At 66.1% G+C, this 12889-nt stretch carries 9 protein-coding genes; 5 read left to right on the forward strand and 4 right to left on the reverse strand.

Annotated elements, in window-relative coordinates:
* Positions 1-386 precede the first annotated feature (386 nt).
* On the reverse strand, positions 387-1841 hold the full coding sequence (locus tag AB0J58_RS18830) for an RICIN domain-containing protein (protein WP_364217188.1): 1455 nt from the start codon (positions 1839-1841) through the stop codon (positions 387-389).
* A 547-nt stretch (positions 1842-2388) separates the two neighbouring features.
* On the opposite strand from AB0J58_RS18830, the gene AB0J58_RS18835 reads away from it, so the two are divergent.
* Positions 2389-3291, forward strand: a complete 903-nt coding sequence (locus AB0J58_RS18835; protein WP_364217190.1) for a hypothetical protein — start codon at positions 2389-2391, stop codon at positions 3289-3291.
* A gap of 166 nt (positions 3292-3457) precedes the next feature.
* Here the strand turns inward: AB0J58_RS18835 and AB0J58_RS18840 are convergent, their stop codons facing one another.
* Together AB0J58_RS18840 and AB0J58_RS18845 are read right to left on the reverse strand one after the other, a co-directional pair.
* Positions 3458-5077, reverse strand: coding sequence for a protein kinase (locus tag AB0J58_RS18840; protein WP_364217192.1), 1620 nt, complete (start codon positions 5075-5077; stop codon positions 3458-3460).
* An 870-nt stretch (positions 5078-5947) separates the two neighbouring features.
* Complete coding sequence (locus tag AB0J58_RS18845) at positions 5948-6286, reverse strand: hypothetical protein (protein WP_364217194.1); 339 nt, start codon at positions 6284-6286, stop codon at positions 5948-5950.
* A 1398-nt stretch (positions 6287-7684) separates the two neighbouring features.
* Between AB0J58_RS18845 and AB0J58_RS18850 the strand changes: the two genes are divergently transcribed.
* Positions 7685-8449: a maleylpyruvate isomerase family mycothiol-dependent enzyme gene (locus tag AB0J58_RS18850; protein WP_364217196.1), complete on the forward strand. Its 765-nt coding sequence runs from the start codon at positions 7685-7687 to the stop codon at positions 8447-8449.
* A gap of 257 nt (positions 8450-8706) precedes the next feature.
* Here the strand turns inward: AB0J58_RS18850 and AB0J58_RS18855 are convergent, their stop codons facing one another.
* The gene (locus AB0J58_RS18855) at positions 8707-9126 is read right to left on the reverse strand and encodes a hypothetical protein (RefSeq protein WP_364217198.1); all 420 of its coding nucleotides are present in this window, start codon (positions 9124-9126) and stop codon (positions 8707-8709) included.
* 748 nt (positions 9127-9874) lie between these two features.
* Here AB0J58_RS18855 and AB0J58_RS18860 point away from each other — a divergent pair.
* From AB0J58_RS18860 to AB0J58_RS18870, 3 genes are all read left to right on the forward strand, one after another.
* On the forward strand, positions 9875-11554 hold the full coding sequence (locus AB0J58_RS18860; RefSeq protein ID WP_364217200.1) for a hypothetical protein: 1680 nt from the start codon (positions 9875-9877) through the stop codon (positions 11552-11554).
* 120 nt (positions 11555-11674) lie between these two features.
* Complete coding sequence (locus AB0J58_RS18865; protein WP_364217202.1) at positions 11675-12085, forward strand: hypothetical protein; 411 nt, start codon at positions 11675-11677, stop codon at positions 12083-12085.
* On the forward strand, positions 12082-12889 hold an 808-nt coding region (locus AB0J58_RS18870; RefSeq protein WP_364217204.1), incomplete at its 3' end, for a DDE-type integrase/transposase/recombinase. The genes AB0J58_RS18865 and AB0J58_RS18870, both read left to right, overlap by 4 nt.

Raw genomic sequence — 12889 nt, forward strand, 5'->3', positions numbered from 1 at the left:
TCTGATCCTGCCCGCCGACGAGGCCGATCAGCTGGTGGCGGGCAGTCATCAGCTCGGCGAGGTGGTCGAGAACCTGCCGGTGACGGCCAGGTTCAACCAGCTCAACTCAACCTGACGTTCCATCCAGTTGACCTCGCAGCGCTGGCCTTCGAGTCAGTCGCGCTGGAGCAGGCGCACGCCGAGGCGCTCGGCGTGCTGATCGAGCTGCGGTGCATCGGCCCAGGAGACCCGGTGGTCCACAGCTCATGGTCCTCCTTCATCGACAAGGGCCGGACGAACACTTCCGGTCGACGAGCCACGACCACCTCCCATTGGGTATGGAGGCAGCCAGCCTGACGGGTTCACGTCGGAGATCAATTACCAGGTCAACGTTCAGAAATGGGCCACTAGAGGCCGATGTCATCCTGCGGGCCGGCGTAGGCGCGCAGCAGCGCCGGGACGTTCGCCGCCGGGTCGAGCGTGTAGGGGTAGAACGAGCTCGGCGTGAAGGCGGATCCACCGCTCTCCTGCCGGCCGGTGGAGTTGACGACGATGCTGCCCGACTGCCGCAGCTGGGCGGCGGCGTCCCGGTAGTACGGGTCCTTGACGTTCTCGAAGTAGCTGTTCTCCAGCACCATCTTGGTGGCGCCCCTGGCGTAGTTGCCGTAGGAGGCGATGTTCTGCAGGTAGTTGTTGTACAGGTGCGCGTAGGCGACGTTGTCGGTGCTGGGGTTGCGCTGCTTGTTGTCGTGGATCCAGTTGTGGTGAATGGTCATCCTTGAGGTGACGTTGTCGGTCCAGCCGATGCCGAAGGACTTGTTGTTCTCCGACAGGACGTTCCACGACACGGTCAGATAGCTGGTGTCCAGGCGGCTGTCGATCAGGCCGTCGTTCATCCGGGTGATCGTGTTGTGGTCTATCCACACGTGGTGGGCGGTGTCCATCTGGATGCCGTCGTAGTCGAAGTCCTTGTCGTCCGGGTCGTCGGAGGCCATTCGGGTGTCGCGGATCGTCAGGTTGCGGATGATCACGTTGTGCACGCCGTTGCCGAGGAAGAACCCGCCATTGACGATGTGGCCGCTGGTCCCGACGCCGATGATGGTCTTGTTCGAGGCGACCTTGATCTCCGTACCGTACGGCGTGACCGTGATCGCGCCGTTGACCCTGATGACGTGGGGAGCACTCGCCGTGGCGTACCTCACCAGGTCCGCGTACGTCGAGACGGTCACCGTGGTTCCGGCCGCACCACCCGTCGTGGTGGCGTCGCCCATCCCGCTGGTCGAGGCGAATCCGTCGGCCGCGTTGGACCAGTCGCGCCCGCCGCCTGCCGGGGTGAAGAGCCACTGCTTGTTGGTGTTGGCGGTGCAGGTCTCCTGAATGATCGCCGCCCCCGAGTCGGTGGAGGCACCCTGATCACTCATGCACAACCCGCTGACCACACTGACGACCTGGTACGTGCCACTGCCGGACGCCACCAGACGCCACTGCTGGTTGACCTTGGTACCGTCACCGCACCCCCACTGCTGCAGCCGCACCCCGGAGACCGTCGAACCACCGGGCACGTCCACACAGCGCCCACTGTTGACGTTGACGATGGTGTAGACCCCCGAACCGGCCGACCGCAGGGTGAACCGCTGCCAGGCGTCGGCGGTGCAGCCCCACTGCTGCAGCAACGCACCGTCGACCTTCGAACCGGCCACCACGTCCAGGCACTTACCGCTCTTGGTGACACTGATCTGGTAGGTCCCGCCGACCACGGGCACCACCGCCCGCGCCGGGACCGCGAGAACGACCGAGACCGCGAGGACAGTGGTGATCAGCAGGACCATGCCCCTGGTGACACGCCGGACCGTTCCGACCATCCGTGCTCCCTGCGACGGGCGTTGTTCGGGGGTGGATCTGCCCTGTTGGGGCGACATCGGCATGACGGCCGTTCTCCCTTCTGCACGCGGACGCGCGGTGGTCAGGGTCAGCGCCAACCGCCGTCACGGTGACAGTGTTGTTAGCGCTAACACCTCTCGTTTCACGTACCGGCCGACGGTGTACGGGTGTCGATCGGTGGCCGTACCGCGGAGCTAACACGAGTTAATTGGGGTAGTCAACAAATAAACCTGCGGCCCTCCCGGGCGGATCGGGCTCCGGGGCGGCTCATCTGCGGTTTCATGCGAGGAGCAGGCGTCCCATCCGTGACGGCCTGGGAAACGTTCACGCCCGAGGCCGCTGTCGAAACGCCTCGGTGCCGCACGAAGTCCGGCATGCCTACGTTCGCCCTCGGGTCGCGACGCGCATCACAACGGTTCGGCAACCGGCTGTGGCAGGACGAATCGGCGCGAGTGGTCGACCTGGTCTCGAAGACCGGCCATCCACGACGGCAAGCCGACTGCAAGCGAACCTCACACAATGACTGGCATGAAAGCCTCCCTCACCGGACACCCCAGTGCCCCCCTCCGGCTTGCCGCCGGCGCGGCCCTCGTGCTCCTGACCGTCGCCGGATGCGGTGCCGGCGTTGACACCCGCCGGAGCGATCAGCCCGTTCCGGAACGCGTGACCAGCACGGCGACCGCTGAGACCACCGAGATCGCCGAAACCGCCCCGACCACCGAGCCCACCGAGAACGCCCAGCCCACCGAGAACGGCGAACCGGCCCAGGCCCGGACGGTTGTGCAGCCGGGTGGGACTCTCGTCGACGGCGGCACCGTCTCGGCCGAACTCACCCGCGCCGGGCAGCGGGACAAGTTCACCCTGGACCTGGGCGGCGCCAGGGAGTTCTACGTCACCGACATGTCCGGCGACGACATCCAGCTCCAGGTGTTCTCCGAGGTCGACGGTAAGCCGGTCGGCCCGTCCGACATCGCTCTCAGCTGGGGCACGTCGGTCATCAAATTGACCAAGGCGGGCAAGTACCGGCTTGAGGTCTTCGGGAGCACGAACGTCATCGGCCCGTACAGCCTCAGGATCGCGACGGTGAAGGTCCGCACGTTCCCGGCGACGCTCGGCCTGCAGATCGGCGAGGGCAGCCCGGACGGCGCGGGGCGGCTGGACGTCCCGGGACGCATCGACCGCTTCGAGTTCGACGCGGACGGCGCGTCGGCCATCAAGATCCTCGGCGGGGCCGGGGCGTGCACGGCCATCGAGTTGGAGCTCACCGACGCCGCCGAGAAGAACATCGCCGGCCCGCGGCAGCCCGTCCCACTCTGCGGATACGAGTTCGACATCCCACTCTCCAACGGAGACGGCCGGTATGCGCTCGTGGTCAGATCGGGTACGGCGAAGACCGGAGCCTACTCGTTCCAGATCGCGCGGGCGGGCTGAACGTCGGCCGGGCTTCCGGTCCTGGTCACCAGGTAACCGTCGCCCGATTCGCTTCCGATCTCCGCGACCTGCGTGTCCGGCACCGGACAACGACGCTGGACATCGACCGGAGACAATTGAGTCCTTCGGGCCGGGGAGGATGTCACGTGCCTGTGCCGGTCCCGGGTCAGGACCGGCTCAGGCTCCCGCGATACTCCAGCCCACTGGCACCCTCCTGGCCCACGAAGTCCAGCGTCGCCGGGTCCTTCAGCGTGAGAGTCATGTCTCCCCCTATGCACTGGTTCCGCTGCACGCGGGTCAGGTCGAGCACGTTCCCGGCCCTGACCCGGGTCAGCATGACCTGCTGCTCGCACCCATCGGCCCGCCACGTCCCGGCCGGCCGGTCACTCGGCAGGACGAGCGTGACCACGACGGTCTCCTCCCGAGCGTCCTGCGAGACGACCTGGCCCGTCCACGTTCCGGCGAAAGCCTCCGGGACTCCGCCTCCCGGCTGGGCCGAGGGCGGCGTCGCCGGCGCTTCAGAAGACGGCGCCGTGGAAGACCGTGCCTCAGAAGACTGTGCCTCAGCAGGCGGCGCCCCGGAAGACGATCGTCCGCCTGCGACAGAGCGTGGCCCGGAGTCCCCACCGGTGCCGGTGCCCACCTCCGGCCTCGCCGAGCCGTCACCGGGTGAGCCGCCGAGCGTTCCCGTGGCGTACAGGACCGCTGCCGTCACGAGCACCGCGACAATGCCGGTGATCGTGATCAGTACGGCGGCGGGCCCCCGCCGCCGTCGGGTCACCGGCTCACCATGCCGCGGCACCGTTTCCCGCACCGCCGTGTCGGAAGGGCCGAGATGACGGGTGGGAGGCGGGCCGTACGCGGATCCGGCCGGCCCCTGTACCCCAGTCGAACCGGCCACGACCGGAACCTGATCCGCCCGGTCGCTCCAGTCGGCGGGAAGGTAGGCGGTGGGCACCGGGCCGATGTCGGGAACCGTGACGGTGGGGGCTCCGGAGTCGACCAGGCGGATCATGAGCGCCCGGGCGGAGGGGCGTCCCCCGGGGTCCTTGGCCAGACAGACGGCCAGCGTCTCCCGCAGCGGCGATGAGATGTCCGTGAGGTCGGGCTCGGCGTTGAGTATCCGGCCGAAGACCGCGGCAACGGTGTCGCTGCCGAACGGCGGCCGGCCGGTAGCGGCGTAGACCATGGTCGCGGCCCAGGAGAACACGTCGGCCGCGGGCGATCCGTGCACACCGCTGAGCTGCTCGGGAGCCATGTACGGCGGGGTGCCGGACATGGCCGAGGGCATCGTGCTCGCGTCGAGCAACTGGGCGATGCCGAAGTCGACCACCCGTGGGCCGTCCGGGCCGAGCAGCACGTTGGCCGGTTTGAAATCCCGATGGATGACTCCCGCACTGTGGATGGCGGCGAGCGCGGTAGCCGTGGCGACCGCCAGACGGTCGAGGTCGCCGCCACGGAGGGGACCCTCGTCACGCACCCGATCCTGCAGTGCGGGACCCGCGATGAACTCGCTCACGACGTAGGGGTCCGGCCGGTCGGTCTCCGCCGCCAACACCCGGGCCGTGCAGAAGGGGGCCACCCGCAGTGCCGACTGCAACTCCCTGGCCAACCGGCGGCGCGTGGCGGGATCCGAGCCGCTGCGAAGTACTTTGATCGCCACCCGCTCGCCGGACCGGCTCCACCCTTCGTAGACGATCCCCTGCCCGCCCTCGCCCAGACGCCCGACGACCTCGAACTCCCCCAGCAGGCGCGGGTCTCCCGGCTGCAACGGGCCAGCGGGCATCGGCTCCTCCAAGCGGTGATCTCCTCACAGTAGCGATGTGAGACCCGACCCACCATGGTCCTCCATCAGGGCGATGGCCAAGGAAGCCGAATGGTAGAGGCTCGGGCTACTGGAGCTTCACCGAGGCGACCGCGAGACACGGGAGCCACTGTGTTGGCAAGCGATCGAGGCATTGATCTGATCACCCACCGGGCCGCCCATGAACGCTGGACCAAGGTCTGCGACTGAGGATGATCGGGAAAGTCCGCGCGTGGGCATGCGGACCGAAGGTCACGCTTGTTTCCTATGGCTGATTACTGCAACGAGGTCCCGGATCCCGTAGGAACGGAATCCGGGACCTCGTCGGCGATCAACGACCACCCCTATCGCCTATAAACGTGTCCGGCGTAAGCGTAACCACGGGGTCCTGTCGTCCAGGTACACGATGTGTAATCCCAGTCGTTTAAGGCTGCGTATCTTGCCGTTTCGGATTGACAGCTCCTTGCCGCCTCGGCCTTAGCCTGTTCCCAGGTACCTCCGCCGGGCGGGTAGAAGTAGCCAATGAACCGGATCGATGCGGCGTTGGCCGGAGTCGCACCGATTGCGACAGGCCCCAGCAGGGCAGCGCTCAACACTGCCACCAGGCCAATCTTTCTTGCCGTTTTCACTTTTCTGACCCCTGACTTCCTATCGCTCCTGTGTTGCCTGAACAGCTGAGGAAATTATCTTGAACGGTGGTGACATACCGTGCACACCGAAGCCTTTCTCGGTGCTACCCAGTCTCGTTGCGGCCTCGGGGCGCCGCCTCTCGCCTTCTAATCGCCGACCTGTCTGGAGTCCAACAGGTGGCATCCGGTGAGTGCCTTGCCGAACCCCACACAGTGGGCGATTTCAGCAAAGATTTACTCCATCGAAGCGGCGTGGCTCTATGGCCACCCGGCTTCCTATGGTCCCTTGATGCTCCACCCAGGAACATGTTCCGTCCGCGCCGTACGCCCAGATGATTTTCAGACGCATTCCGTGTCCGCATTGGTTCTGCGCGTATGCGGTTTGGGTGATTGTGCCTCTGTTCACCCACCCGGCGACACAGTCCGGCGCGCGCGCCAGGATCTCAACCTGTTCGCTGTCCGGAGCGGGAGAGGGTGTGTCCTGGGCGGCGAAGGCGGGGCCGACGTGCAGGAGGGTTGCACTTAATCCTGCGCCGATGGACGCCATGATCATCTTCTTCATTGAAACTCCTTCCCATCGTATTGAATTTATGGTGCTCATGAAGGTGCTTCCATAATTAGATACGGCCCAACCTTCGAGGGGCCGGGCGAACGGAAACCAAAGGAATTCGAAGATCTCATTCACCTGCGACCCACCGGGCCAGGATTCAGCTACGGAGTGGACGTAGCGCCCGCCCACCTGCAAGCCTTCCGCGTACGGCGGCATCTCAGCACGGACGGCCGGTCAGCAGCCCCGGTTTCCGAAAAGAACGGGAATATTCATTTCGCCGCACATGCTTCGATTACAGCGATTCTTGTAATACGACTTACAGCCGGTGGGAGCAGGGATCGACAAGGCACCGACGAACGGTGCGAACACTGCGGAATGAGCCGAAGGCACCTGGACCATTAATGCATCCAAAGCAACCATCGACGCCCCTACCCCCTCTTTGTAGTTTACGGAAAATCCGCTTGGTCGATGAGTTGCATTCTTAATATATCGACACAGGCAGCGGATCGACATACTGCGCGAAGCTGATTCTCTCTGCACCCATAGCGGTAGGCCGCCTACAACTTCCGCGGTACGTGAACCGGGAGAGACGGCGGCATTGTCCGATAAGTGTTGAAGGGGAGCAGACCAGGTAGGCCGGAAAGGGTCCTGCCGCGGCTTAGAGGTTCTTTCCTCGGGTGCGAGGTGACGGTTCGGGTTCCTGCGTGGGCGGCAGGTTCGCCGGGACGGATTCCGGCGTCTCAGACTCCGATGTCGTCTCAAGGCCGGCCCGAACGGGCCGGCTGTCTCGGTGTTGACGCCGACGACCCGGCAGGCCTCCTTGTTACTCCAGCCTTGTTGCATGAGTGCAGGTATGCCGCCCGCTCGCGGGCGGCATACCTGCACTCATGAGCGCGTTCCCGGTCCTTCCGAATCTCGAAGTCCATCGCATCCCCTCAACTGGGGTGTTGCGACGGCCACTGGAACGGAAGCAGATTCTTCGTCGTCTGGCCGGGTCGTTCGGCTTTTCGGCCTCCTGGGCGGAGGGGGCCACGCTGTCCCACACGTCGCCGGTACCCTGCCCATCATCGGTACAGGTGACGGAGAACGGGATCTTGTTGGAAGTCTTCTTCACCGGGCTGGCCAGGCGAACCGCGCCCCAGCCACGGGCGTTGCCGGTGGCCTTGATCGACGTGGACAGCCGAACGGTCTTGAGGCCTTTGCCGCCGACCTTGTAGACCTTGGCTCTGTTCTTGTCCCCGTCGCTGAAAAAATGACAGCGGGTGGACGGGCCGCGCCCTTTTCGTGCCAACGTGGTCTTCGCCGGGTGCGGCCGGCTCGTAACGGAGGTTGTCGACGCAGGCTGATGATGGTCGGTGATGGCTGCCGGGCTGGCTGAACGAGCCGTGAGCGTATGCTGAACTGTTCGGCATGGAATATCCCCGACTCCTTGACTGCCTCGCGGCCGACTTCGGCCGCCTGCGGGCCGTCGTGCCGACCGACCCCGGCGCGATGGTGCCGAGCTGCCCCGACTGGACCGTCGCCGACCTGACCCGTCACGTCGGCGAGGTGTACCTGCACAAGACTCTGGCCATGCGCGGGGGCGCCGAACCCGACCCGTGGCCGCCGAAGGAGCTCGCGGACGAGGAGCCGATCGCGCTGCTCGACCGCGCGTACGCCGGACTGCTCGACGAGTTCGGCGCCCGTAAGCCGCGGGATCCGGCCGGCTCCTGGTACGCCCCGGATCAGACCGTCGGCTTCTGGATCCGGCGGATGGCGCAGGAGACGGTCATCCACCGCATCGACGCCGAGCTCGGCACCGGCCATCCGGTCACGCCGGTCCCGGCGGACCTCGCCATCGACGGCATCGACGAGCTGCTCAAGGTCTTCGCGGCATACAGCGTCGCCGAGTGGGGCGACCACTTCACCGACATCCTGGCCGGCTCACCGGGCCGGACGTACACGGTGCGGACCGACGGCGCGGCATGGCGGGTGCGGACCGGCCCGGGGCTGTTCGCCGTCGAAGACGGCGCCGGCGACGACGCGGCCGACGTGACCGTGAGCGGCCCGCCGACGGCCGTGCTGCGCTGGGTGTGGAACCGGGAGGGTGCCGGCGAGCCGAGCGGCGTGACGGTCGAGGGCGCCCCTGAGGCGGTCGAGGAGCTGCGACGCTGCATCGTCATGGCGACGCAGTAAGGCCGGTCGGTCGGCACGGCGTACTGAGCGACCCGGCCACCTGACTCGGCGGTCCGATCCGCACCCGGCTCAAGCCGATGCGATACCGCCCAGGCCTCCTGACGCTCTCGTAGCTCACACCAGCCTGATCACCCATCCGGCACACATTTCGTGGAGGGCTCTGCCCGTCCTGCGGGCGAACCGCCCTGATCCGCGCTGGCAGCCCTGCCGACCGTCCAGCCCCGCCGATTTCACGGAATGTGTGCCTGAACCGGTTTTCAGGCGGCGTCGACACGGTCGAACCAAGCCCTCGCGGAGGGGAGAAGCAGTAGAACGACCACGATGATCGGCAGAACCACGTTGAGATTCAGCAAGCTACGCATGCTGAGATCGGAATCCAGAGCGAGCATGGAGACGAAGCCGAGCGCCATGAGGCTTTCGAACGCGAGCACGGCGACTCGGTCTCGCCTGTCACGATAGATCCACCTACTTGCCAACCAACCGGCCAGGACTGCGATAACGATGCAGAAGCCAACGAGCAACAGCGCAAGCCCGGAGTTCACGTCGCCAGCCGAGCTCACGAGGAGAAAGACGAGCAGCGCACCACCCGCCAGCGCCTGTACTGCCTGAAGCGACACGATGAACTCGGCGATCTTCATCACGCGCGGCATGCGTTGGGCCTTGTCCGTCTCAACCACGGGAACCCCTTGGGGGTAGGAGATCACCGGCAATCTCCCTAAGTGTATGACCAAGGCCCTCATAGGGGTCTTCCCGTAAGAAGCGGAACTTTCTCCGATCAACGGAAGGAAGCCGTACCGGAGTCCCACTGCGCCGATAGCACGTTGCCGTGTTTCGCTGTCGCACGAATACGACAGAGGCCCTCCGGGATCATCCCGGAGGGCCTTTCGACCTGGAGCCGCCTCGGGGAATCGAACCCCAGACCCATTCATTACGAGTTAGAACACGATCGTCCAGAACCGTCCACGGCCGTCTTCCGGAGCTGGTCGAGCGGGCTCCACAAGGTCCCTCAGTCCATGGTCGTCCAGGTCCGTCCAGAGCCGTTGCCGGCATCCGCGTTAGCAAGACCAGGGTTCACGCTGCCCGAACTCCTAGTCGTCACCGCCCCGTCTAACGCGGTGTCCACCCACGTTCACCGGGTTCGACGGCGCGTCGCTTCAGAGATGAATCCGGACTGGGTCGGCCCCGGAAGCCCGGCCAACGTTTATGGTCAGCGCACTCCATTGAGCTGCGACTCCCCACTGACGATCGACCACGCCCTGACCGGCCACTGACGACGCGACCTGTCTTTTCTCGCATACGTGGCCTGTTGTACGCCCTCAGTGGCTTGGAGAAACTCTCGGTTGATCACCTTGTGAACGGTTCGCGCACAGGCGCCGCCAGGTGAGCGCTACGATCAGCCCTTTCGCGCGAAAAGGGCGGCATGCGGTGCAGAGATACCGTCTGGGGCGGTTAGCGGCAATCGTCAACATGGTGGCCGTGGTGGTCGCGGTCGTCATCAGCCTGGTCCGAGATTCCCTTGATCCGGCCTGGACAGTGGTCCAGTGGTACCCGCCCTCCCGCTTCGCCGACGAGACCTCGCTGCTCGCGGTGCTGGGTGGGTTGCTACTGGTCGGCGCGGTCAATTCGTGGATGTTCTGGCAGGTGCTCCAGGGACCGGCCGATGCTGCGCCGTTGCCGCGACGCGCGCTGTGGCTGCGTCGATTGCTCTACGTCTACGTCGGCTGGCTACTGATCCCGGTACCGCTTCCCGACGAGGTGGGGACCGCGTTCGACGTGGTGCTGTGGGTGCCCATCGTCATCCTCTTCGCGCAAACGCTGACGCGCTCGGGACCGACCTTCCGCCTGATCCTGGTCACCACCGCTCTGCTGAGCACGGCGCTTCCATGGGTGCTCGAAGCCGTGCCCCCGGACAGCTACGCCGACTGGGCCGCACCCGTGCTTTCCGCGGTGAGCCTGGCACTCGTAGCGGCGGGGTTGGCCTGGTTTCTGATGATCCTCATCGCCCAGCGACGCGACGGCCGCTGGACCCGGACCACGATGGTCCTGGGAGCGTGCCAACTGGCGGTCATCCCCGTCACCGTCGTCCTGAACCAGCTCGTCGACTTTCCGGAGAGCGTGGTCCTGTCCGACCTCCTGGATGTGCTGGTCGTCTTCCAGCTGGTCTGGCTCGCCCGGACGGCCCGCGAGCTCAACCGCCCCAGCACCGCACCGGATCCCGAGCCCCTGCGCTCGCCCCGGCTGCTCCTCGCGCTGATGGTCCTGGCTCCGCTGGCGGTCATCGCCCCCGAGGCCAAGCCCCACATGACCTACACCTGGCTCGATGCCGACTGCTCGTCGATCCCTCTGTTCGCCGACACCCCTCCGCAGGATCGCCGGCGCGTTTACCTGTGCCTGGCCGGAAACGGGCGGTCCTTCGAAAACGTGCGGTTCTGGAGCGGAGGCGGGCGCACGGTCACGGACCAGCAGCTCCTGGGCAAGGGCTGGAAGAGCTGCGCGGCAGGCGACGGCAAGGTGAGAGCCGAGGCGCTGGTCTACCTGTGCCCGGAAGTCGTCGCACGTGACCAACCCGACCTCCTGCTCACGGCGGCTCAACTCAGGCAGCGAGACGCCAAGGAGCGAGCCCGGCGGCGGCAAGAGGTGGCGGATGAGGCCGCTCAGTACGTGAGCAGCTGCCGCGATCCCTGGCCCGCGCTGCGGACCTCCCGCCAGGTCACAGCCGTCCACCTGCCCACCGATTGGGACGGCTACCACATCTTCAACGGGCGTGCGGCGAGCCTGGAGGCACTTTATGACGAGAACATCGAATCCGACAGCCCGCTTGTGGCCCACGGGGGTGCTGCCATGGTCAGCACGACGCTGGAGTACGGCGCCACCTGCGTCACTGTGAAGGTCCTGCGTACGGCCCCGCCGACCCGGCGCAAGGGCTGGGACGACGTGGTCGACGCGGATCTGGTTCTCGGCTCGGGACGGGTGCATCTGAAGGGCAGGGGCATCAAGGTCGCAGTCGCCCTTCCGAAGGCGGGGAAATACCGGGTTCGCCTGCATACCCGAACGTTGGACGAGGGGGTGGGAGAAGACCTTGTGGTGGTGTTTCCCACTTCCTAGTGTCATGCGCCTGAAATTCGCCGCATAAGTTCCTATGCTGATCCCTCCCTGCCAAACTAGACAGAGGTAACAAAAAGGTACATAACTCTGTATCGAGGGCGGGGAAGGAGACATCCCTTCGTGGGAGCACGACAACCAGACCCCGAGACCCCTGACCCGCAGGTACATGAGCGGGCCACAGCCCGCCGGTACTCCGCGGCGTACAAGGCTCGGATCCTGCAGGAGTACGAGCAGCTCGACAAGGCCGGCAAGGGCGCGCTGCTGCGCCGCGAGGGACTGTACTCCTCGCTGATCTCCAGTTGGAAGACCGCCCGAGACCATGGGGCGACCCAGGCGCTGGCCCGGCCGGTCGGCCGCCCCAAAGCCGACCCGCGCGACAAGCAGATCGACACACTGGAAGGCGAGGTCGAACGGCTACGCGCCGAACTCAACAAGACCCGCCAGGTGATCGAGGTGCAGGGAAAGCTCTTCGCGCTGCTGGATCAGCTCGCCACCGGCAGCGAGAACTCGACGGCTCGGGGCGAGCAGTGACCGAGATCATCCAGACCGCGCAGGCCGAGGTGATCGAGGCACTCACCCCACTGCTCGGCCGCCGCAAAGCGTGCACGGCGGCCGGAGTGCCGCAGGCCAACTGGTACCGAAACAACCGCCGCAGCCCGGCTCCGGCCCGTCCCCTCACCCCGCGCAAGCCGCACCCGGCCGCGCTGTCGACCACCGAGCGTGACCGCGTCCGAGCCGTGCTCAACGAGCGCTTCGCCGACGCAGCCCCCGCCACGGCGTACTTCACGCTGCTGGACGAGGGCACCTACCTGGCCTCAGAGTCCACGATGTACCGGATCCTGCGTGCCCATGGTGAGGTCGGCCGTGATCGGCGCCGTCAGGCCACCCACCCGCCCAAGACCATCCCCGAACTGTTCGCCGATGCCCCTAACCGCGTATGGGCATGGGACATCACCAAGCTACGCGGCCCGGACAAGGGCCTCTGGTACCACCTGTACACGATCATCGACATCTACAGCCGCTGCGTGGTCGGCTGGATGGTCGCCTCCCGCGAGTCGGCCGCGCTGGCCAAACGACTGATCCGGCAGACCACGCTCAAGCAGAAGGTCAACCGCGACACCCTCACCCTGCATGCCGACCGCGGCTCCTCGATGAAGTCCAAGACCGTGGCCGAACTGCTCATCGACCTCGGCGTGGCCAAGTCTCACAGCCGCCCCAAGACATCGAACGACAACCCCCACATCGAGGCGAGCTTCAAAACCCTCAAATACTGCCCGGCCTTCCCCGGCCACTTCGGCTCGATCGAGGACGCCCGCGCCTTCTGCCGGACCTTCT

It is taken from the genome of Streptosporangium sp. NPDC049644 (assembly GCF_040675205.1).
Taxonomy (GTDB): Bacteria; Actinomycetota; Actinomycetes; order Streptosporangiales; family Streptosporangiaceae; genus Streptosporangium; species Streptosporangium fukuiense.

Excerpts from the sequence above, each read along its gene's own strand:
- AB0J58_RS18830 (WP_364217188.1), bottom strand. The coding sequence starts at position 1,841 with ATGGTCGGAACGGTCCGGCGTGTCACCAGGGGCATGGTCCTGCTGATC.
- AB0J58_RS18835 (WP_364217190.1), top strand. The coding sequence starts at position 2,389 with ATGAAAGCCTCCCTCACCGGACACCCCAGTGCCCCCCTCCGGCTTGCC.
- AB0J58_RS18840 (WP_364217192.1), bottom strand. The coding sequence starts at position 5,077 with ATGCCCGCTGGCCCGTTGCAGCCGGGAGACCCGCGCCTGCTGGGGGAG.
- AB0J58_RS18845 (WP_364217194.1), bottom strand. The coding sequence starts at position 6,286 with ATGAAGAAGATGATCATGGCGTCCATCGGCGCAGGATTAAGTGCAACC.
- AB0J58_RS18850 (WP_364217196.1), top strand. The coding sequence starts at position 7,685 with ATGGAATATCCCCGACTCCTTGACTGCCTCGCGGCCGACTTCGGCCGC.